Below are 20,491 nucleotides of genomic sequence, written 5' to 3' on the forward strand. Positions count from 1 at the left end.
TTGCCCCACACCCCGCGCCTCAAACGCCGGCGAGGCTGAAAGAGCGGGGCTCCGCCCCGCACCCCGCTCCTCAAACGCCGGAGGGGCTGAAAGATCGCCTCAAGCGCCGGCGGGGCTGATGGGGGCGGCTGGAAGGGTGGTCAGGTGGGGCCCGAGACGCCGGCGGGTGGGGATGAGGGGTCTTCGGCCTGTACGCGGCGGCGGCGGCGGTGTTTGAGGAGGACCCAGGGGCCGCGGGCGGCCGTGACCTCGGTGCCCGCCTGGCCCGCCGCGGCGGACGCGGCCTTCGCCACCGGGAGCATGTCCTCGTCGCGGGACACGTCCAGCCGGTCCGACTCCGGCCACAGGCCGAGCGCCGCGCACAGCGTCGGCAGCACGGCCATCGCGGCGGTCGCGTACCCCTCCGCCGACGGGTGGTAGGAGTCCGGGCCGAACATCTCGCGCGGGTTCGCGGCGAACTCCGGGCCCAGCAGGTCACCCATGGAGACCGTACGGGCGCCCAGCGCGACCACTCCTATCGTCTGCGCGGCGGCCAGCTGCCGCGAGACCCGCCGGGCCACCCAGCGCAGCGGCTGGTACACCGGCTCGATCGTTCCCAGGTCCGGGCAGGTGCCCACGACGACCTCGGCCCCCGCCATCCGCAGCCGCCGCACGGCCGTGGTCAGGCAGCGCACGGAGTGGGTCGGCGGCATCCGGCGCGTCACGTCGTTCGCGCCGATCATGATCACGCACACGTCCGGGGCCGGTGCCTCGTCGTTCAGCAGCAGCCCCACCTGCCGGTCCAGATCGTCCGACATGGCCCCCGACAGGGCCACGTTGCGCAGCTCCACCGGGCGCTCGGCCACCGCCGCCAGCCCGGACGCCAGCAGGGCCGCCGGCGTCTGCCGGGCCCGCCGTACGCCGAGCCCCGCGGCCGTGGAGTCACCCAGCATGCCCAGGCGCAGCGGTCCCGGGCTCTGTTCCGGGCCGCCGAACTCGCTCCCGTACAGCCCGTCGGCGCGCGGCGGCTCCCCCAGCCCCGTGCCCACGGTCCGCTTGGCGAACTGCACCTCGGCCAGCACCAGACCCACCGCGGCGGCCCCGACCAGTCCGAGTCCGCCCCCGCCGTACGCTGCCCCCGCCGCGATCCGGCGGGCCGTTCTCGCCCTGGACACCCTTCAGGCCACCTCCTCGGTCCTCATTGATCCCTACCTGCCCCGTACGCACGGTCGGCCAATCCCTTTACGCATACTCTGGCCAGACCTCCCGGAGAACCCGTGGAGTCCCCTCCTTGGAGAACATGGTGCAATTCCACGACTCGATGATCAGCCTCGTCGGCAACACCCCGCTGGTGAAGCTCAACCGTGTGACCGAAGGCCTGCAGGCCACCGTCCTTGCGAAGGTCGAGTACTTCAATCCCGGTGGATCCGTGAAGGACCGGATCGCCGTACGGATGATCGAGGCCGCCGAGCAGAGCGGAGCCCTCAAGCCCGGCGGCACCATCGTGGAGCCGACCAGCGGCAACACGGGTGTAGGACTCGCCATCGTGGCCCAGCAGAAGGGCTACAAGTGCATCTTCGTCTGCCCTGACAAGGTGTCCATGGACAAGATCAACGTGATGCGCGCGTACGGCGCCGAGGTCGTGGTCTGCCCGACCGCCGTCGACCCCGAGCACCCGGACTCGTACTACAACGTGTCCGACCGCCTCGCGCGCGAGCCCGGCGCTTGGAAGCCCGACCAGTACAGCAACCCGAACAACCCCCGTTCGCACTACGAGACCACCGGCCCCGAGCTGTGGGACCAGACGGACGGGAAGATCACCCACTTCGTCGCGGGCGTGGGCACGGGCGGCACCATTTCCGGTACCGGCAACTACCTCAAGGAGGTCAGCGGCGGGAAGGTCAAGGTCATCGGCGCCGACCCCGAGGGTTCCGTCTACTCCGGCGGCTCCGGCCGCCCGTACCTCGTCGAGGGCGTCGGCGAGGACTTCTGGCCGACCGCCTACGACCCGAACGTCACGGACGAGATCATCGCGGTGTCCGACAAGGACTCCTTCCAGATGACCCGCCGCCTGGCGAAGGAGGAGGGCCTGCTCGTCGGCGGCTCCTGCGGCATGGCCGTCGTGGCCGCGCTCAAGGCCGCCGAGGGCCTGGGCCCGGACGACGTGGTCGTCGTCCTGCTGCCGGACAGCGGCCGCGGCTACCTCAGCAAGATCTTCAGTGACGAGTGGATGGCGGGACACGGCTTCCTGGAGGAGGCCGGTCCCGCCGCGCGCATCGGTGACGTGCTGAACGACAAGGAAGGTGGCATCCCCTCCCTCGTCCACATGCACCCCGAGGAGACCGTCGGCGAGGCCATCGAGGTCCTGCGGGAGTACGGCGTCTCGCAGATGCCCATCGTCAAGCCGGGCGCCGGTCACCCGGACGTGATGGCCGCCGAGGTCATCGGCTCGGTCGTCGAGAAGGAGCTGCTGGCGGCGCTGTTCGCGCAGCGGGCCTCCCTGACCGACCCGCTGGAGAAGCACATGAGCTCGCCGCTGCCGCAGGTCGGCTCGGGCGAGCCGGTGTCCGAACTGATGGCGGTGCTCGGCGAGGCCGACGCGGCGATCGTGCTCGTCGAGGGCAAGCCCACCGGTGTGGTGAGCCGTCAGGACCTGCTGGCGTTCCTGGCCAAGTCCGCCAAGTAGCCCGTACGGGGCCGCGCGTGGCCTTCGTGCAAACGGTACGGGCATGACACGTGACGGCAGCACCGGCTTAACACGGCTGGGGCACAGTGGTGGTTGTCGGCAGGGGAGACCGGGAGACCGGAACCCGGCCGGCACCACCGAACGGCGTACGCGTACCTCCGGAGCGGCTCCCGGACCGCGCGGACGTCACGGACGCGGACGGCCCTGACCCGGCCGTGTCCTTCGCGGGGACCGCCGTCGTCCCGCCCCTCGGGCAACCGAGGGTGCGGCGGTCCCCGCGCACAATCTTGTCCGGCCTTATTCGGCGGACCGGCGCCGGAACCGTTTGTTGGCGTGGATGAAGTTCACGCCCACGATCCCGGCCCAGGCGACCAGCAGACCGCTGAAGTCCGCCTGCGCGGCGGCGATGGCCGACAGCGGCACCGCCAGCACCAGCGTGATGATCGCGAAGCCGAAGCGTTCGCCGAAGTTCCCGTCCGCGGGCGAGGCGGAGGGGCGGGTCTCGCCGCGGGCCGCGGCCAGGCGTTCCTCCGCGAGGCGCCGCCGGACCTGGGTGTCGACCTTCTCGACGAACGAGTCCACCAGCGCGGCCTCGTACTCCGGACCCAGCTCCCGCCGGGCGTCCAGCGTGGCGTCGAGTTCCTTCTTCAGCTCTTGGGCGTGGGCGTCCATACCCCCACCGTAGGAAGCGCCGCGGCCCCTGGCACTGGGGCTAGCCCCCGTATCCCCGCGCATCCGCCTCCGCATCCGCATCCGTATCGCGGGCGCGGCTTGCCGAGCTGCATAACCACATGCAGAGTGCTCGGTGACTGAATGGATCCACGGGGACGGAGGGGACGGGAATGAGCGACAGCCCGGCCGCGCGGCTGCAGAAGCTGTTCGAGGGGCACCGGCTGACGCCCACGCAGCGGCGGATCGCGCACTGCATGGTCCGCGGGGCGGCGGAGGTGCCCTTCCTGTCGAGCGTCGAGCTCGCCGAGCTGGCGGGGGTGAGCCAGCCGTCGGTGACCCGGTTCGCGGTGGCGCTGGGCTTCGACGGATACCCCGCACTGCGCCGGCACCTGCGCGAGGTGGCCCCTGCCGAGCGGGTCGAGGCCGCGCAGGAGGACTCGTACAACGAGTACCAGCAGGCCGTCCTGGGCGAGATCGAGAACCTGCGGCAGCTGGCGGAGATGCTCGCCGATCCCGCGCCGGTGGAGGAGGCGGGGCGGCTGCTCGCCGCCTCGGCCCCGCTGCCGGTGCTCGGGCTGCGGGCGGCGTCCTCGCAGGCGCGCGGGTTCGCGTACTTCGCCGCCAAGGTGCACCCGGACGTACGCCTCCTCGACGAGGGCGGCTCGATGCTCGCCGACCGCATCGACGCGGCCGCCGGGGCGGGGGCCTCGGCACTGCTGTGCTTCGCGCTGCCGCGGCATCCCCGGGAGGTGGCGGAGGCGCTGGAGCACGCGCGGGCGGCCGGCCTGACCGTGGTGACGGTCGCCGACTCGGCCTTCGCGCCCGTGGCCCGCCACTCGGACCTGCTGATCCCGGCGCCGGTCGGGACGGGGCTGGCCTTCGACACGGCGTGCGCGCCGATGCTGTTGGGGCGGGTGCTGCTGGAGGCCATGGCGGACGCGCTCCCGGACGCGCAGGCCCGGTTGGAAGCCTTCGACGCCCGAGCCGCCGCGCGCGGCCTCTTCGTGGAATAGCCGCCTCCACCGCCGGCGCGGCCAATAGCCCGAGGCTCGGCCCCAGCCCCCGCGCCTCAATCGCCGGCGAGGCTGAAAACACCGGGGCTCCGCCCCGAACCCCGCCGGGCTCTGCCCGGACCCGCTCCTCAAACGCCGGAGGGGCTGGAAAATCCAGCCCCTCCGGCGTTTGAGGAGCGGGGTCTGGGGCGGAGCCCCAGGTTTTGAAGCGCGCCGGGCCCCCCGCGGCGGTTACAGCAGGGCTTCGGCGTGGGCGGCGCCCGCCTCCGCGACGATGGCCTCGACGGACTGCGCCGGGCGGGCCAGCGCGAAGCGGACACGGCCCTCCGGGCCCACCGTGAAGCCGTGGATCGCCGGGCGGGGGAGGCTGTTGTAGCCGTAGTGGGCCGTGAAGAAGTACGCGCCGGTGTCCGGGACACCGATCAGGTCGCCGGGGGCGAGCCGCGGCAGCTCGCGCGCCGTGGCCAGCAGGTCCCCCGCGAAGCAGGCCGGCCCCGCGACGTCCTGCGCCACCGGCTCGCCGCCCCGCGGGACGCCCTTCGCGTCGTACGCCAGGATCCGCACCGGCCACGCCGCAGGCGCGTACGCGGTGCGGGTCGCCAACTGCACCCCGGCGTGCGTGAGCGCGATCGGCCGGGCGCCGCTGGTCTTGGTGTACTCGACCCGGGCCAGCACCAGCCCGTGCTTCGCCAGCAGGGCCCGGCCGAATTCCGTGACCAGGCCGTACGCGCCGGAGAAGAGCCCGGGGGCCGCCTCGCGCAGCGCGGCCACGTACGTGTCGAACCGGGGCGTGTGCTCGTCCGAGGCGAAGTTCACCGGCAGGCCGCCGCCGATGTCGAGGGTGTCGACCTGGCGGCGTCCGGCCGCCTCGTTGATCTCCTCGGCCAGTGCGTGCAGTTCCCGTACGCCCTCCGCGATCAGGGCCAGGGGGACGCCCTGGGAGCCGGAGTGGACGTGCAGGCGGGTGAGCCAGGGCCGGTCCAGGTACGCCCGTACGAGCCACTCGCGCGCGCCGGGATCCCGTAGCGCGATCCCGAACTTCGAGGTCGACGTGGCGGTGGACAGCGCGTCGATGGTCCCGGCGCCGGTCTGCGGGTTGATCCGTACGCCGATCGGGGACCGGGCCGGGCCCGCTCCGACGAGTGCGTCGAGCCGTTCCAGTTCCTGCGGGTTGTCGGCGTTGACGGCGATGCCCAGGGCCAGGGCCTCGCGCAGTTCGGCCACCGTCTTGGCGGGGGAGTCCAGGACGGTCCGCCCGGCCGGCACCCCGGCCGCCCGGGCCAGCGCCAGCTCGCCGGGGCTGGCCACCTCGCAGCCGAGCCCGGCGTCCGCGAGCAGCCGCAGGACCGGGACGAGCGGGGCGGCCTTGACGGCGAAGGCGTGCAGGACGGGGGTGCCGGGCGCCAGGGCGTCCGCGAAGGCGCTGGTCAGGGCGGCGGCGGAGGACCGGATCCCGGCGGTGTCCAGCAGACAGGTCAGGGGCTCCGCGGAGTCGGCCCCGCCCACGAGTCCCTGTTCGACGGCGGCCCGTACGGCCAGATCCCGACGCGCGGCGGCGTCCTCGTCCGCATGCGTGTGTGCAGCCATGTCCGTCATCCCATCATTCGACGGGGCCGCCCGCAGCTGTTGACTGAATCTATTCAGGACGTCAGGATGTGAATGGATATACCAACATCGGAGGAGGCACCGCCATGTCAGGACCCCGCCCCGTACGTGCCGCGCGAGGCACCGAGCTCAGCACCCTGGGATGGCAGCAGGAGGCCGCGCTGCGGATGCTCCAGAACAACCTCGACCCCGAGGTCGCCGAGCACCCCGACAAGCTCGTCGTCTACGGCGGCACCGGCAAGGCCGCCCGCGACTGGCGCTCGTACGACGCCATGGTCCGCACCCTCCAGACCCTCAAGCAGGACGAGACGATGCTCGTCCAGTCCGGCCGCCCGGTCGGCGTGATGCAGACCCACGAGTGGGCGCCGCGCGTCCTGCTCGCCAACTCCAACCTGGTGGGCGACTGGGCCAACTGGGAGGAGTTCCGCCGCCTGGAGCACCTGGGCCTGACCATGTACGGCCAGATGACGGCCGGCTCGTGGATCTACATCGGCACGCAGGGCATCCTCCAGGGCACCTACGAGACCTTCGCCGCCGTCGCCGCGAAGAAGTTCAACGGCACCCTCGCCGGCACCATCACCCTCACCGCCGGCCTCGGCGGCATGGGCGGCGCCCAGCCGCTGGCCGTGACGATGAACGACGGCGTCGCGATCTGCATCGACGTCGACCCGCGCGCCATCGACCGCCGCATCGAGCACCGCTACCTCGACGTCAAGGCCGACAACCTGCGCCACGCCCTCCAGCTGGCCGTCGAGGCCCGCGACGCCCGCAAGCCGCTCTCCATCGGCCTGCTCGGCAACGCCGCCGAGCTGCTCCCGCAGATGCTCGCCGAGGGCGCGCCCATCGACATCGTGACCGACCAGACCTCGGCCCACGACCCGCTCGCGTACCTCCCCGTCGGCGTCGACTTCGACGACATGGCCGCCTACGCCGCCAAGGACCCGGCCGGTTTCACCACCCGCGCCCGCGAGTCCATGGCCACGCACGTCGAGGCCATGGTCGGCTTCATGGACGCCGGCGCCGAGGTCTTCGACTACGGCAACTCCATCCGCGGCGAGGCCCAGCTGGCCGGCTACGACCGCGCCTTCGCCTTCCCCGGCTTCGTCCCCGCCTACATCCGGCCGCTGTTCTGCGAGGGCAAGGGCCCCTTCCGCTGGGCCGCCCTGTCCGGCGAGGCCTCGGACATCCACAAGACCGACAAGGCGATGCTGGAGCTCTTCCCGGAGAACGAGTCCCTGCACCGCTGGATCAAGATGGCGGGCGAGCGCGTCCACTTCCAGGGCCTGCCCGCGCGCATCTGCTGGCTCGGCTACGGCGAGCGCGACAAGGCCGGCGAGCGCTTCAACGAGATGGTCGCCGACGGCACCCTCGCCGCCCCGCTGGTCATCGGCCGCGACCACCTCGACTGCGGTTCGGTGGCCTCCCCGTACCGCGAGACCGAGGCCATGCTCGACGGCTCCGACGCCATCGCCGACTGGCCGCTGCTCAACGCCATGGTCAACGTGGCCTCCGGCGCCTCCTGGGTCTCCATCCACCACGGCGGCGGCGTCGGCATGGGCCGCTCCATCCACGCGGGCCAGGTCACCGTCGCCGACGGCACCCCGCTGGCCGGCGAGAAGATCCGCCGCGTCCTCACCAACGACCCGGGCATGGGCGTCATCCGCCACGTCGACGCCGGCTACGACATCGCCGAGTCCGTCGCCGACGAGCGCGGCGTCCGCGTCCCCATGCGTGAGGGCGACGACGCGTGACCTTCCACGAGATGTGGGCCGAGCTCGCGCCCATCGGCCGCCACGCCGACAGCGGCGGGTACCGCCGCTACGCCTGGAGCGGGGCCGACGCCGACTGCCGGACCTGGTTCCAGGAGCAGGCCGAGGCGCGCGGGCTGACGTACGAGACCGACCGCAACGGCAACCAGTGGGCCTGGCTCGGCGACCCCCTCGCGGGGGACGCCGTGGTCACCGGCTCCCACCTGGACTCCGTCCCCGACGGCGGGGCCTTCGACGGCCCCCTCGGAGTGGTGTCCTCCTTCGCGGCCCTGGACGAGCTCCGCAAGAGGGGCGCGGAGTTCTCCAGGCCGCTCGCCATCACCAACTTCGGTGACGAGGAAGGCGCCCGCTTCGGCCTCGCCTGCGTCGGCTCCCGGCTCGCCGCCGGGCAGCTGACCAAGGAGAAGGCGTACGAGCTCCGCGACGCCGACGGGATCTCCCTGCCCCAGGCCATGGAGGCCGCCGGCTACGACCCCGAGGCCATCGGGGCCGACCCCGAACGGCTCGCCCGCATCGGCGCCTTCGTCGAGCTCCACGTGGAACAGGGCCGGGCCCTGGACCTGTCCGGGGACCGCGTCGGCATCGCCTCCGCGATCTGGCCGCACGGCCGCTGGCGGTTCGACTTCCGCGGCGAGGCCAACCACGCCGGCACCACCCGGCTGGTCGACCGCCGCGACCCGATGCTCACGTACGCGGCGACCGTCCTGGCCGCCCGTACCGAGGCGGCCCTCGCCGGGGCCGTGGCCACCTTCGGGAAGATCTCGGTCGAGCCCAACGGGGTCAACGCCATCCCCTCCCTCGTGCGCGGCTGGCTCGACTCCCGGGCCGCCGACCAGGCCACCCTCGACACGGTCGTCACCGCCATCGAGAAGGCCGCCCGTGAACGCGCCGACCAGGACGGCATCGACCTCGGCATCGTCCGGGAGTCCTTCACCCCGGTCGTCGAGTTCGAGCACGCCCTGCGCGACGAGATGAACCGGATCCTGGGCGGGGCCGTCCCCGTCCTCGGCACCGGGGCGGGACACGACGCCGGAATCCTCTCCGCGGCCGTCCCGACCGCGATGCTGTTCGTACGGAACCCCACCGGCGTCTCCCACTCCCCGCGGGAGTTCGCCGCCGAGGACGACTGCGTGGCCGGCGTCCTCGCCCTCGCCGACGTACTGGAAGGCCTGGCATGTCGTTGACGACGTACTGGCTGGAGCACGCCTGGCTCGGCACCCATGTCGAGCCGGGCGTGGCCCTGGAGGTCACGGAAGACGGACGCATCGGCGCCCTGCGCACCGGGGTCGAGACCCCGCCGCCGGGCGCCGAGGTGCTGCGCGGCCTGACGATCCCGGGCCTGGCCAACGCGCACAGCCACGCCTTCCACCGGGCCCTGCGCTCCACGGTCCAGGTCGGCTCCGGCACCTTCTGGACCTGGCGCGACTTCATGTACAAGGTCGCCCAGAACCTCACCCCGGACAGCTACTTCGCGCTCGCCCGCGCCGTGTACGCCGAGATGGCGCTGGCCGGCATCACCAACGTCGGCGAGTTCCACTACGTCCACCACGCGCCCGGCGGTACCCCGTACGCCGACCCCAACGCCATGGGCGAGGCCCTGATCGAGGCCGCCGCGGCGGCCGGCATCCGGATCACGCTCCTGGACACCGCGTACCTGTCCTCGGGCTTCGGCGAGGCCCCCAACAGCCACCAGCTGCGCTTCTCCGACGGCACGGCCGAGGCCTGGGCGGAGCGCGCGTCCGCCCTGAAGCCCCGCGAGCACGCCCTGATCGGCGCCGCGATCCATTCGGTGCGCGCCGTGCCCGCCGACCAACTGGCCACCGTCGCCGGCTGGGCCGAGGAGCGCCGGGCGCCCCTGCACGTCCACCTCTCGGAGCAGACCGCCGAGAACGACGCCTGCCAGGCCGCCCACGGCCGCACCCCGACCCAGCTGCTCGCCGACCACGGCGTGCTCGGCCCGCGCACCACCGGCGTCCACAACACGCACCTCACCGACGCGGACATCGCCCTGCTCGGCGGCACCACCACGGGCACCTGCATGTGCCCCACCACCGAACGCGACCTCGCCGACGGCATCGGCCCGGCGACCCGCCTCCAGCACGCGGGCAGCCCGCTCTCGCTCGGCAGCGACAGCCACGCCGTGATCGACCTGCTGGAGGAGGCCCGCGCGATGGAGCTCAACGAGCGCCTGCGCAGCCGTACCCGGGGGCACTGGACGGCCAACGCCCTGCTCGCGGCCGCCACCGAGGACGGCCACGCCGCGCTCGGCCTGGCCGACGCGGGCCGCCTGGAGGCGGGCGCGCTCGCGGACTTCACCACGATCGCGCTGGACTCCGTCCGCACGGCGGGTGCCCTGCCGCGGCTCGGCGCCGAGACGGCGGTCTTCGCCGCCTCCGCCGCCGACGTCCGCCACACGGTCGTGGCCGGCCGCCACATCGTCCGCGACGGCGCCCACACCCTCGTCGGGGACGTCCCGACGGCCCTCGCCGAGTCCATCGCGGCCCTCCGCGGCTGACAGATACGGAGCTCCGCGCCCGCGCCTCAAACTCCCCCAGCGGTAGCTGGGGGAGTTTGAGGCGCGGGGTCTGGGGCGGAGCCCCAGTTACGAGAGGAACCCATGACCACGACCGCCATCACCCACATCGGCAGCCTCGTCACCAACGACCCCTCCGTCGGAGACGGCTCCCCCCTCGGCCTGATCGAGAACGCGACGGTCGTCATCGACGGCGACAAGATCGCCTGGGTCGGCCCCGCCGCCAAGGCGCCGGCCGCCGACGAGGCCTTCGACGCGCAGGGTCGCGCCGTCATCCCCGGCTTCGTCGACTCCCACTCGCACCTCGTCTTCGCCGGCGACCGCACCCAGGAGTTCAACGCCCGGATGTCGGGCCGCGCCTACTCCGCCGGAGGCATCCGCACCACCGTCGCCGCCACCCGCGCCGCCACCGACGCCGAGCTGGAGGCCAACCTGGTGCGCCATCTCGACGAGGCCCGCCGCCAGGGCACCACCACCTTCGAGACCAAGTCCGGCTACGGCCTCACCGTCGCCGACGAGGCCCGTGCCCTGCGCATCGCCGCCGCGCACACCGAGGAGGTCACCTACCTCGGCGCGCACATCGTCTCCCCGGACTACGCCGAGGACCCGGCCGCGTACGTGGACCTCGTCACCGGCGAGATGCTGGCGGCCTGCGCCCCGTACGCCCGCTGGGTGGACGTCTTCTGCGAGAAGGGCGCCTTCGACGGCGACCAGGCCCGCGCGATCCTCACCGCGGGCGCCGCCGCCGGCCTGAGCCCGCGCGTGCACGCCAACCAGCTGTCCTACGGGCCCGGCGTGCAGCTCGCCGTGGAGCTGGAGGCCGCCTCCGCCGACCACTGCACCCACCTGACCGACGCCGACGTGGACGCGCTCGCCCAGGCCGCCGCGACCACGGTCGCCACGCTGCTGCCCGGCGCCGAGTTCTCCACCCGCGCGGTGTGGCCCGACGCCCGCCGCCTGATCGACGCGGGCGCCACCGTCGCCCTGTCCACGGACTGCAACCCGGGCTCCTCGTACACGAGCTCCATGCCGTTCTGCATCGCCCTCGCCGTCCGCGACATGCGGATGACCCCCGACGAGGCCCTGTGGTCGGCCACCGCCGGCGGAGCCCGCGCCCTGCGCCGCGCGGACATCGGCACGGTGACCCCCGGAGCCCGCGCCGACCTGGCCCTGCTGGACGCCCCGAGCCACGTCCACCTCGCCTACCGCCCGGGAGTTCCGCTCGTCTCGGGCGTCTGGCAGCGGGGCCGCCGGGTGCACTGACGAACGGTCAATCCGGGGCTGTCCTTTGTCTTCCCTCCGTAAGACCCCGGGCGTACCTTGAGCCACCAATCTGATGTGTCGTCAGTTTTTTGTGGCCCGAGGGGAAGACGAAGGTGTCCGACCGCAAACGCTCCACCGCGCTCGCGCTGGCCTCCGCGCTGGCCGGATCGGCGGTCCTGCTGGCCGCCCCCGCAGCCCACGCCGCCGTCGTCGACGTGGCCTACGACTGCAAGACCCCCATCGGGGACAAGTCGGCGATCTCGCCCATCGAGATCAAGGCCGTCAAGGACGGCGAGGCGTACAAGCTGACGATGTCCTTCCAGAAGGGCGTCTCGTCCAGCCCCATCGAACTCGGCAAGGGCGCGATGAGCCCCAGCGCCGTCATCCTCGTCGGCGGCGCCGAGAAGGTGTCCGTACCGGTCTCCGGCCCGCCCAACCCCGAGGCCGTGCCCGCCGACACCCCCATCAAGATCACCGACCTCTCGGGCACCTACACGCCCAAGAAGAGCGGCAAGGTCACCTTCACCGCCGGCGTGCTCACCATCAAGGCGATGGGCACCACGACCACCTGCACCCCCGGCAACAGCCCCGGCCCGTCCCTGGAGCTCGACGTCACGGCCGCCGGTGGCGCCGCCCCGTCCGGCGGCGGCTCGGGCGAGGAGACCCTCCCGCAGACCGGGCCCACCGACTCCGCCCTCGCCCTCGGCACCCTCGGCGGCACCGTGCTGCTCTCCGGCGTCGCCGGCGTGCTCTGGCTGACCCGGCGCGGCCAGCGGGCCCGGTCCTGAACGGAGCGCCCCCGGCCATGCCCGTGCTCCACATCCCCCACGTCCCCCAATTGCCCCACGTCCCCCGCGTTCCCCGCGCCCGCCGGCGCGCCGGCCTGGTCCTGCTCGCCGCCGCCGCGCTGTACGCGGCCCCCGCACCGCCCGCGTACGGCGCGCCCGCCGACGAGCCGGGCTGGACCGCCGAGCCCGCCGCGGGCCAGGCCGTCCCCGGCGTCGGCGACCGCCCGTTCTCCGCGCGCCCGTTCTTCTACATGGCGGGCACCGCCGGCACCGTGCTGGAGGACCGCCTCGCCCTGGCCAACACCACCGACCAGGAGCACACCGTCACCCTGCGCGGGGCCGACGCCTACAACACCGCCGACGGGGCCTTCGCCGTGCGCCCCGCCGCCGGGACCACCGGCGCCGGCGCCTGGATCGGCTTCGGCGCCGGAGCCACCGTGAGGATCCCGCCCCACACCCGCGCGGTGGTCCCCTTCACCGTCACCGTGCCGCCCTCGTCCCCGCCCGGCGACCACCCCGCCGCCGTGGTCGCCACCGAAGCCGGCCGCGAGGTGGGCGTACGGGTCCACCTGCGGGTCGGCGGCCCCGCCGTGGCGGCCCTCACCGTCGAGGACGTCGCCGTACGGGGCCGGGGCGCGGCCGCGGTCGTCGCGTACACCCTGGTCAACCGGGGCAACGTCGCCCTCGCCCCCGAACTGTCCCTGCGCGCCGAGGGCCGGTTCGGCGAGGTCCCGGGCCGCGGCGCCCGGGCCCTGCCGGTGGAACTGCTCCCGGGCCAGCGGGTCGAGCTGACCGAACCCTGGCCTGGGGCCCCGGTGCTCGACCAGGTCCGCGTCACCGTCACCGTCACCGCCCCCGGCGGCGCCCGGGCGCAGGGGAGCGCGTCCGCCTGGTTCCTGCCGTGGCGGGCCGCCGGCTGGACGGGCCTCGGCCTGCTCGCCCTCGCCGGGACCACGCTGGCCGCGCTGTTCCTCGTACGGGGCCGGCGCACCCGGCGGGAACCGCCCGCCGGCGAGCGGCCCGGCGAGACGCCCGGGAGCCCCGGCCCGACCCCTGCACCGGAACACGAACTGACGGGAGCGTCCAGGTGAGCGCCATGGTCGGCGGCAAGGTCCGCGGCAAGGCCGGCCGCAGCGTCCGGTCCCTCCTGACGGGGCTGGCGGTGTGCGCCCTCGCGCTGTTCCCCGCGGCGTCGGCCGCGGCCGACGAGGGCAAGCCCACCGTCGCCCTCTCGCTCCAGGAGGCCGCCAAGGGCACCGAGATCACCGTCACCGGCACCGGCTGGCGGGCCAAGACGCTGGTGATGCTGCTGGTCTGCGGGCAGAACATGATCGGCGGCACCAACAGCTGCGCCAACGCCGACGGCGCCGCCGTCTCGGTCGCCGACGACGGGCGCTTCACCGCCCGGCTGGCCGTGGTCGCGCCGCCCAAGCCTTGCCCCTGCGTCGTCAACGTCACCTCCGTCAACGGCGACCAGTCCACCGTCGCGGCCCCCCTGAAGATCACCGACCATCCGGTGGCCGAACTGCCCGCCGAATCCGGCACGGCCCGCCTCGCGATGCTCACCGGGGTCCGGCTGGAGGGCGAGGACGGGGTGCTGACCTGGTTCGGCGCCCCGCCGACCCGGAAGTTCAAGGTCACCGTCGGCAATCTCGGCTCGGCCCCGGTCAAGGACCCGGTCTTCCAGCTCGGCACCGCCCACGGGGTGTTCGCCCCGCTGTGGGAGGAGGCCCGCTGGAAGGGCACCATCCCGCCGGGCGGCAAGGCGGAGATCGCGCTCGACGTCGCCCTCACCGCCGGCGCCCACGGCGACTACACGATCTCCCTCAAGTACGGCGAGACCGTCGTGGCCACCCAGCCCTGGGGCGTGGACCGCCCGTACGGGGTGCTGCTCTTCTGGGGTCTGCTCCTGCTGGTGATCCCGGCCGCGGTGTTCCGCGTCGGCATGGCCGTCGTCGACAAGGTCCGGCCGCGCGCCGGGTCCGCGGCCGGCCGCCACCGGGGCGCGGGGCCCGCGGAGGCGCCATCGGCCGTGACGGCCCGGCTGCCCCGGCTGCCGGCCCTGCGCCCGGCCGGACCGGCCCGCTCCGAGCAGCCCGCGGAGCCCCCTTCGACCACCACGGCGGTCCTGCCGTGGTTCACCCCGGACAGCGCGCCGGAGACAGCACCACAGACGTCCGCACCGTCTGAGAACCGTTCGACGACGAAGGGACCATTGTGAAGACCCAACGGAGGGTGAGCGCGGCCGTGGTCGCGCTGCTGCTCGGCGGCGCGGGCATCGCCATCACGGCTACTCCCGCCCAGGCCGCGGAGACCAAGTTCAACGTCAAATGCGTCCCCCCGGCCGGGGGCGGCAGTCCGGTGGAGGGGGAGACCACCGCCAAGGTCACCGCTCCGGCCTCGGCGAAGGTCGGCGACGAGGTCGACGTGTCCTGGGAGACGGTGAAGCCGGCCTCGAACAACACGGACCTGATGGACATCCCGCAGGACGCGGTCCAGCCCACCGGCTGGATCACCGTGAGCGGCGGTGGCGGTGAGCTGAAGGTCGTCGGGGAGAAGAAGAACCCGCCGATCCCGAAGAAGGCGCCCATGCAGATGTCCGTGATGAAGGGCAAGCTGAAGCTGACCAAGGCCGGGAAGATCACGCTGACCCCCGGCAAGTACGACGTGGCGGTCACCTTCTCCTTCGGCACGTTCGTCACCAAGTGCGCGCCGACCGGCGCCGTGGGCGTCGGGGCCACCATCGACGTATCGGCCGGCTCCAGCGGCGGTACGACGACGGGTGGTACGACGACGGGCGGTACGACCACGGGTGGCACGACCACGGGTGGTACGACCACCGGTGGTACGACCTCGGGCGGCTCCACCACCGGCGGCGGAGGCGGCCAGACCGACTTCCCGGGCAAGGCGGTCGAGGTGGCCTTCGACTGCGGGCCCGTCGTCCCGGGCGGCATCAAGACCCCGGTCACCATCAACGCCAAGAAGAACGGCGGCAGCTACGACCTCACGGTCAAGACGGCCAAGGGAGCGATGGCGGCGCCCATGGCCCTGCCCGCGGGAGCCCTCAAGCCCTCGATGGACGTGAAGCTCGGAGGGGCGGACAGCGGCACCGTCAAGGTCTCCGGCCCGGCCAACGCCGAGCCGATCCCGGACAAGGCCCCCGTCAGCCTCAGCGACATGACCGGCACCTACAAGCCCGGCAAGTCCGGCAAGGTGACGCTCAGCCCGGACCAGCTGACCATCGACGTCACGATGGCCCCCGGCTCCACGCCGATCAACGTCCCCTGCAAGGCCACGAGCAGCGGCGTCTCGCTGGAGCTGGACACCACCGCCCAGCCGGGCGGCTCCGGTTCCTCGACGTCCTCCGCCGCGAGCACCTCGGGCGGCGGCCTCGCCGAGACCGGCGCGGAGGACGAGGGCGGCATCAAGGCCCTGGCCCTGGTCGCCGGCACGGTGATCCTGCTCGGCGGCGCGGTGTTCACCTTCACCCCGTGGCGTCGCCTGCGCGGCACCCGGTAACCCGCCCGGCGCACAGCGGAACGGCCCGGCACACCTTTCGGTGGGCCGGGCCGTTCGGTGGTGCGGGGCGCGAACGCGTCAGCCCGTGGCACCCATCAGCGCGTTGACCTTCTTGCGGTACATGAAGATCGCGAGGCCGGCGAGCACGGCGGCGGTCGCCTGGAAGAGGATCACCCCGACGCCGTTCAGCTGCACGTCGGCCAGACCCATCAGACCGGTGATGCAGTCACCGGCGGTGACGGCGAGGAACCAGACACCCATCATCTGGGAGCCGTACTTCTGCGGCGCCATCTTCGTCGTGACCGACAGGCCGACCGGCGACAGGCACAGCTCGGCGAGCGTGTGCATCAGGAAGATGAGCACCAGCCACCACATGGTGACCTTGGTGTCGTTGCCGGCGGTCTGGCTCAGCGGCAGGGCGAAGACGAAGAACGAGGCGCCGACGATGACCAGGGCCACCGAGAACTTCACGATGGTGCTGGGCTCGCGGTTGCGGCGGGCCAGGGCCACCCACGCGGCGGCGAAGACCGGGGCCAGGGCCACCACGAAGAGCGGGTTCAGCGACTGGAAGATGACGGTGGGGACTTCCCAGCCGAACAGGGCGCGCTGGGAGTTCTTGTCACCGAACAGCGAGAGCGTCGAACCGCCCTGGTCGTAGATCATCCAGAAGACGGCGGCGGCCACGAAGAACCAGATGTAGGCGCTCATCCGGGTCTGCTCGACGGTGGACAGGTCCTTGTCCCGCTTGATGCGCGCCAGGACGGCGACGGGGATGATCAGACCGGCGATGGTGATCGGGTACAGCGCCCACTTGATGGTGTACATGTCCGCGGCGACCACGGCGCTGTAGAAGACCGCGATGACGGCCAGGACGGCGAGCGCCTTGACGATCACGGCCTTGCGCTCGGCGGGGCTCAGCGGGTTCGGGACGAGGCTGCTCTTCGGGCTCAGGGTGCGGCCGGCGAGCAGGTAGACCACGAGGCCGATGCCCATGCCGACGGCGGCCAGCGCGAAGCCGAGGTGCCAGTTGACGAGCTCGCCGACCATGCCGATGCCGACCGGGGCGAGCAGGGCACCCACGTTGATGCCGATGTAGAAGATCGTGAAGCCGCTGTCACGGCGCGGGTCGTCCACACCCTTGTAGAGGTGGCCGACCATCGTGGAGATGTTGGCCTTCAGCAGACCGGAGCCGACCGCGACCAGCAGCAGACCGACGAAGAACGCGATCTGGCCGGGCAGCGCGAGCGAGACGTGGCCCGCCATGATCACGCCACCGGCGATGGCGACCGTCTTGCGGGCGCCCCAGACGCGGTCACCGAACCAGCCGCCGGGCATGGCCATCAGGTAGACCATGGCCACGTAGACGGAGTAGATCGCCGTGGCCGTCGCCGCAGTGAATCCGAGGCCGCCGCCCTGGCTCCCGGTCGCGGCGTCGACACCGCCGGAGACCAAGTACAGGACGAGAAGCGCACGCATGCCGTAGTAGGAGAAGCGCTCCCACATCTCGGTCATGAACAGCGTGGCCAGGCCGATCGGGTGGCCGAAGAGGGTCTTCTCGTGAGCGGGGCTCTGAGAAGCCGTCGTCAGGCTGGAAGCCATGGTCGATCCTTGCTTGCTCGGGACGCTTGGCTTCGTGAGCTCATCCGCGCCCGGTGGGGGGTGGCCGGCACCGGCGACGGATCTCCCACCCCACGCCTCGGGGTCTCGCCCCCCACGGGGGGTGGGGGCGAAGAGAACATCCGTAACCGGGATCCACGCCCGCTCGCGCACCTTCGCGCGAGGGGCCCGGCCCACAGGTCATTCACTGTCATCAAGCCCGGACAGGTGAGTCCCACAAGACTGGCCTGTCCGGTCAGGACAGAAATAGAGACCTTTGGCGCGCTTTTCGGCACAAAGGTCCCTGAGGTAGTGCATCAGGCGTCTCGCCACCATACGACATGACACTGCGGCATATGAAAGGACTTGAGAGATGGATCACAGGCGCGCCGGGAACCGTTCGACCATATTCGAAGGCGCTCAGTCGTTCATAAGCGCAGATAGACAGGGGTGTGCAGGGAGGCCTCTCGATCCGGTCACCGCGGACTACCATCACCCACATGACGCGTGTACTGCTCGCCGAGGACGACGCATCCATCTCGGAACCCCTGGCCCGCGCCCTGCGCCGGGAAGGGTACGAGGTCGAGGTCCGGGAGGACGGCCCCACCGCCCTGGACGCGGGACTGCAGGGCGGCGTCGACCTCGTCGTCCTCGACCTGGGCCTGCCGGGCATGGACGGGCTGGAAGTCGCCCGCCGACTGCGGGCCGAGGGCCACGGCTTCCCCATCCTGGTCCTCACCGCCCGCGCGGACGAGGTCGACACGGTCGTCGGCCTGGACGCCGGCGCCGACGACTACGTGACCAAGCCCTTCCGGCTGGCCGAGCTGCTCGCCCGGGTCCGGGCCCTGCTCCGCCGCGGCGCCAACGAGGCCGCCCAGGCCCCCGCCACCCACGGCGTGCGGATCGACGTCGAATCGCACCGCGCCTGGATGGGGGAGGAGGAGCTCCAGCTCACGGCGAAGGAGTTCGACCTCCTGCGCGTCCTGGTCCGCGACGCCGGCCGGGTCGTCACCCGCGACCAGCTCATGCGCGAGGTCTGGGACACCACCTGGTGGTCCTCCACCAAGACCCTCGACATGCACATCTCCTGGCTGCGCAAGAAGCTGGGCGACGACGCCGCGAACCCGCGCTACATCGCCACCGTCCGCGGCGTCGGCTTCCGCTTCGAGAAGAGCTGACCCGGGGGCGGTGGGCTCCCGGCCCGCGCCGGCCCGCCCCGGACCGGCGCTAGGGCATGCTCTAAGGCATGCGCCGCCGCCTCATCAACTCCACGCTCGCCGTGGTGCTCGTCGTGATCGCCGTCTTCGGCGTCTCCCTCGTCATCGTGGAGACCCGGACCATCACCAGCAGCGCCCAGGACCGCATCGAGTCCGAGGCGCTGCGGCTGGTGGGCATCGTCGAGGCGAACGTCCTGGAGCACAAGCCGATCGACCCGGTCGCCCTCGCCGAGCAGCTGGACGCCGGCCACTACGCCCGCATCACCGTCCCCGGCCAGCAGGCCGTGGAGGTGGGCGCCCCGATCCCCGACAGCGTCATCCGCGGCACCGCGCGCGGCGAACAGGGCGAGGTCGTGACCGTCGAGGAGTCCCGCTCCACGGTCACCAAGGAGGTCGGGCGGACCCTCGCGGTCGTGGGCGCGGTGGCGCTGCTGGCCGTCGTGGCCGCCGTACTGCTCGCCGTACGCCAGGCGAACCGGCTGGCCTCCCCGCTCACCGACCTCGCCGAGACGGCGGAGCGGCTCGGATCGGGCGATCCGCGCCCCCGGCACAAGCGGTACGGGGTCCCCGAGCTGGACCGCGTCGCCGACGTGCTGGACGCCAGCGCCGAACGGATCGGCCGGATGCTGACCGCCGAGCGGCGCCTCGCCGCGGACGCCTCGCACCAGCTGCGCACCCCCCTCACCGCCCTGTCCATGCGGCTGGAGGAGATCACCGTCACCGACGACCTGGACACCGTGCGGGAGGAGGCGACGATCGCCCTCACCCAGGTGGAGCGGCTCACGGACGTGGTGCAGCGGCTGCTCACGAACTCGCGTGACCCGCGGACCGGCTCCGCGGTCCCCTTCGACCTCGACGAGGTCGTCAAACAGCAGGTGGAGGAGTGGCGGCCGGCCTACCGCAGCGCGGGGCGGGCCATCGTGCGCTCCGGGAAGCAGGGCGTACGCGCCGTCGGCACGCCGGGCGCGGTCTCGCAGGTGCTGGCCACGCTGGTGGAGAACGCCCTGATGCACGGTGGCGGCACGGTCGCGCTGCGTACGCGCGTGATCGGCAACCAGGCGGTGCTGGAGGTCACGGACGAGGGGCCGGGGGTCCCGCCGGACCTCGGCAACCGGATCTTCGAGCGGGCCATCAGCGGCCGCAATTCCACCGGGATCGGCCTCGCGGTCGCCCGGGACCTCGCGGAAGCGGACGGGGGGCGCCTCGAACTGCTCCAGACGCAGCCGCCGGTGTTCGCGCTGTTCCTCAGCCGCACGGCTCCGGATCGGGTCGAACCCGAGGCCACCGTGCGCTAGACGCGCGTACTGGTCGTCCTAGTTGTTCGCGGGCTCCGGCTCGGGCACCGGCTCCGGCCGCCGCTCCGGCCTGGGCAGCGGCGCCGGCACGGGCTCGGCGGCCTCGGGCAGGGCCCTGAAGACCCAGGTCCGGTACGACCAGAAGCGGAACACGGTGGCGGTGCCGATGCCGATGAACTTGAAGACGTTGCTGGCCACCGAGCCGTCCCAGCCGAAGCCGTAGGTGGCGGTGTAGAGCACACCGTTCTCGATGACCAGGCCGATGCCGCTGAACGCGGCGAAGAGGACCAGCTCGCGGGTACGGCCGCTCTTGGCGCGGTCCCGGTAGGCGAAGTACCGGAAGCCGAGGTAGTTCGTCGCGATGGCCACGACGGTGGCTATCACGCTCGCGCGCACCACCTGCAGGTCGGTCGTGTGCCGGATCAGGTTGAAGACACCCAGGTTGACCAGCACACCCAGACCACCGACCGCCCCGAACTTGGCGACCTCTCGTACGAGACCGCGTACGCGTTCGAGAACAGATCCGTTCCCCGGCGTGCTCATCAGTAGGTTCAGT

The 20,491-nt window shown here is 72.7% G+C and carries 17 protein-coding genes; 12 read left to right on the top strand and 5 right to left on the bottom strand.

The features are described 5' to 3' along the window. Nucleotides 1–140: 140 nt before the first annotated feature. Entirely contained in the window at nt 141–1,154 is a 1,014-nt protein-coding gene (locus ACFYZ4_RS14285) for an SGNH/GDSL hydrolase family protein (protein WP_351292354.1), read from the bottom strand. Between the two features lie 128 nt (nt 1,155–1,282). On the opposite strand from ACFYZ4_RS14285, the gene ACFYZ4_RS14290 reads away from it, so the two are divergent. After that, on the top strand, nt 1,283–2,665 hold the full coding sequence (locus ACFYZ4_RS14290; protein ID WP_030016498.1) for a cystathionine beta-synthase: 1,383 nt from the start codon (nt 1,283–1,285) through the stop codon (nt 2,663–2,665). A gap of 297 nt (nt 2,666–2,962) precedes the next feature. Here the strand turns inward: ACFYZ4_RS14290 and ACFYZ4_RS14295 are convergent, their stop codons facing one another. Beyond that, nucleotides 2,963–3,337, bottom strand: a complete 375-nt coding sequence (locus ACFYZ4_RS14295) for a hypothetical protein (RefSeq protein ID WP_351292356.1) — start codon at nt 3,335–3,337, stop codon at nt 2,963–2,965. 170 nt (nt 3,338–3,507) lie between these two features. Here ACFYZ4_RS14295 and ACFYZ4_RS14300 point away from each other — a divergent pair, with 170 nt between their 5' ends. Then, complete coding sequence (locus tag ACFYZ4_RS14300; protein ID WP_351292358.1) at nt 3,508–4,350, top strand: MurR/RpiR family transcriptional regulator; 843 nt, start codon at nt 3,508–3,510, stop codon at nt 4,348–4,350. Nucleotides 4,351–4,581: 231 nt separating this feature from the next. On the opposite strand, the gene ACFYZ4_RS14305 is transcribed toward ACFYZ4_RS14300, so the two are convergent. Then, the gene (locus ACFYZ4_RS14305) at nt 4,582–5,937 is read right to left on the bottom strand and encodes a diaminopimelate decarboxylase (protein ID WP_351304458.1); all 1,356 of its coding nucleotides are present in this window, start codon (nt 5,935–5,937) and stop codon (nt 4,582–4,584) included. A gap of 104 nt (nt 5,938–6,041) precedes the next feature. Between ACFYZ4_RS14305 and hutU the strand changes: the two genes are divergently transcribed. The 8 genes from hutU (at nt 6,042) to ACFYZ4_RS14345 (ending at nt 15,827) form a co-directional block, all read left to right on the top strand. Then, nucleotides 6,042–7,706: a urocanate hydratase gene (gene hutU / locus ACFYZ4_RS14310; protein ID WP_351304455.1), complete on the top strand. Its 1,665-nt coding sequence runs from the start codon at nt 6,042–6,044 to the stop codon at nt 7,704–7,706. Between the two features lie 11 nt (nt 7,707–7,717). Then, complete coding sequence (locus ACFYZ4_RS14315; RefSeq protein WP_351304461.1) at nt 7,718–8,908, top strand: allantoate amidohydrolase; 1,191 nt, start codon at nt 7,718–7,720, stop codon at nt 8,906–8,908. Further along, nucleotides 8,899–10,239, top strand: coding sequence for a formimidoylglutamate deiminase (locus tag ACFYZ4_RS14320; protein ID WP_351304452.1), 1,341 nt, complete (start codon nt 8,899–8,901; stop codon nt 10,237–10,239). The genes ACFYZ4_RS14315 and ACFYZ4_RS14320 overlap by 10 nt, the downstream gene beginning before the upstream one ends. Before the next feature lie 102 nt (nt 10,240–10,341). Beyond that, nucleotides 10,342–11,520 carry an imidazolonepropionase gene (hutI, locus tag ACFYZ4_RS14325; protein ID WP_351298936.1) on the top strand — a complete coding sequence of 393 codons (1,179 nt, stop codon included), beginning with the start codon at nt 10,342–10,344 and terminating at the stop codon, nt 11,518–11,520. A 113-nt stretch (nt 11,521–11,633) separates the two neighbouring features. Further along, nucleotides 11,634–12,308 carry an LPXTG cell wall anchor domain-containing protein gene (locus ACFYZ4_RS14330; protein WP_351298938.1) on the top strand — a complete coding sequence of 225 codons (675 nt, stop codon included), beginning with the start codon at nt 11,634–11,636 and terminating at the stop codon, nt 12,306–12,308. Between the two features lie 17 nt (nt 12,309–12,325). Next, nucleotides 12,326–13,399: a hypothetical protein gene (locus ACFYZ4_RS14335; protein WP_351298941.1), complete on the top strand. Its 1,074-nt coding sequence runs from the start codon at nt 12,326–12,328 to the stop codon at nt 13,397–13,399. Between the two features lie 5 nt (nt 13,400–13,404). Beyond that, complete coding sequence (locus tag ACFYZ4_RS14340; RefSeq protein WP_351298985.1) at nt 13,405–14,529, top strand: hypothetical protein; 1,125 nt, start codon at nt 13,405–13,407, stop codon at nt 14,527–14,529. Then, nucleotides 14,526–15,827, top strand: a complete 1,302-nt coding sequence (locus ACFYZ4_RS14345; RefSeq protein WP_390784005.1) for a hypothetical protein — start codon at nt 14,526–14,528, stop codon at nt 15,825–15,827. Before ACFYZ4_RS14340 ends, ACFYZ4_RS14345 begins: the two co-directional genes overlap by 4 nt. 78 nt (nt 15,828–15,905) lie before the next feature. Here ACFYZ4_RS14345 and ACFYZ4_RS14350 read toward each other — a convergent pair whose 3' ends face one another. After that, complete coding sequence (locus ACFYZ4_RS14350) at nt 15,906–17,426, bottom strand: oligopeptide:H+ symporter (RefSeq protein WP_351298947.1); 1,521 nt, start codon at nt 17,424–17,426, stop codon at nt 15,906–15,908. 497 nt (nt 17,427–17,923) lie between these two features. On the opposite strand from ACFYZ4_RS14350, the gene ACFYZ4_RS14355 reads away from it, so the two are divergent. Then, on the top strand, nt 17,924–18,601 hold the full coding sequence (locus ACFYZ4_RS14355) for a response regulator transcription factor (protein ID WP_030296931.1): 678 nt from the start codon (nt 17,924–17,926) through the stop codon (nt 18,599–18,601). Between the two features lie 68 nt (nt 18,602–18,669). Then, the gene (locus tag ACFYZ4_RS14360; RefSeq protein WP_351298950.1) at nt 18,670–19,935 is read left to right on the top strand and encodes an ATP-binding protein; all 1,266 of its coding nucleotides are present in this window, start codon (nt 18,670–18,672) and stop codon (nt 19,933–19,935) included. Between the two features lie 18 nt (nt 19,936–19,953). On the opposite strand, the gene ACFYZ4_RS14365 is transcribed toward ACFYZ4_RS14360, so the two are convergent. After that, nucleotides 19,954–20,478 carry a GtrA family protein gene (locus ACFYZ4_RS14365; RefSeq protein ID WP_351298953.1) on the bottom strand — a complete coding sequence of 175 codons (525 nt, stop codon included), beginning with the start codon at nt 20,476–20,478 and terminating at the stop codon, nt 19,954–19,956. Nucleotides 20,479–20,491 lie beyond the last annotated feature (13 nt).

The sequence above is a fragment of the Streptomyces sp. NPDC001513 genome (assembly GCF_042894695.1).
Lineage (GTDB): Bacteria > Actinomycetota > Actinomycetes > Streptomycetales > Streptomycetaceae > Streptomyces.

Bases quoted from the DNA above. Each gene is read 5' to 3' on its own strand.
- ACFYZ4_RS14335 (WP_351298941.1), top strand. From the start codon at position 12,326: ATGCCCGTGCTCCACATCCCCCACGTCCCCCAATTGCCCCACGTCCCC.
- ACFYZ4_RS14295 (WP_351292356.1), bottom strand. From the start codon at position 3,337: ATGGACGCCCACGCCCAAGAGCTGAAGAAGGAACTCGACGCCACGCTG.
- ACFYZ4_RS14315 (WP_351304461.1), top strand. From the start codon at position 7,718: ATGTGGGCCGAGCTCGCGCCCATCGGCCGCCACGCCGACAGCGGCGGG.
- ACFYZ4_RS14340 (WP_351298985.1), top strand. From the start codon at position 13,405: ATGGTCGGCGGCAAGGTCCGCGGCAAGGCCGGCCGCAGCGTCCGGTCC.
- ACFYZ4_RS14300 (WP_351292358.1), top strand. From the start codon at position 3,508: ATGAGCGACAGCCCGGCCGCGCGGCTGCAGAAGCTGTTCGAGGGGCAC.
- ACFYZ4_RS14320 (WP_351304452.1), top strand. From the start codon at position 8,899: ATGTCGTTGACGACGTACTGGCTGGAGCACGCCTGGCTCGGCACCCAT.
- ACFYZ4_RS14365 (WP_351298953.1), bottom strand. From the start codon at position 20,478: ATGAGCACGCCGGGGAACGGATCTGTTCTCGAACGCGTACGCGGTCTC.
- ACFYZ4_RS14305 (WP_351304458.1), bottom strand. From the start codon at position 5,937: ATGGCTGCACACACGCATGCGGACGAGGACGCCGCCGCGCGTCGGGAT.
- hutU (WP_351304455.1), top strand. From the start codon at position 6,042: ATGTCAGGACCCCGCCCCGTACGTGCCGCGCGAGGCACCGAGCTCAGC.
- ACFYZ4_RS14355 (WP_030296931.1), top strand. From the start codon at position 17,924: ATGACGCGTGTACTGCTCGCCGAGGACGACGCATCCATCTCGGAACCC.
- hutI (WP_351298936.1), top strand. From the start codon at position 10,342: ATGACCACGACCGCCATCACCCACATCGGCAGCCTCGTCACCAACGAC.
- ACFYZ4_RS14360 (WP_351298950.1), top strand. From the start codon at position 18,670: ATGCGCCGCCGCCTCATCAACTCCACGCTCGCCGTGGTGCTCGTCGTG.
- ACFYZ4_RS14350 (WP_351298947.1), bottom strand. From the start codon at position 17,426: ATGGCTTCCAGCCTGACGACGGCTTCTCAGAGCCCCGCTCACGAGAAG.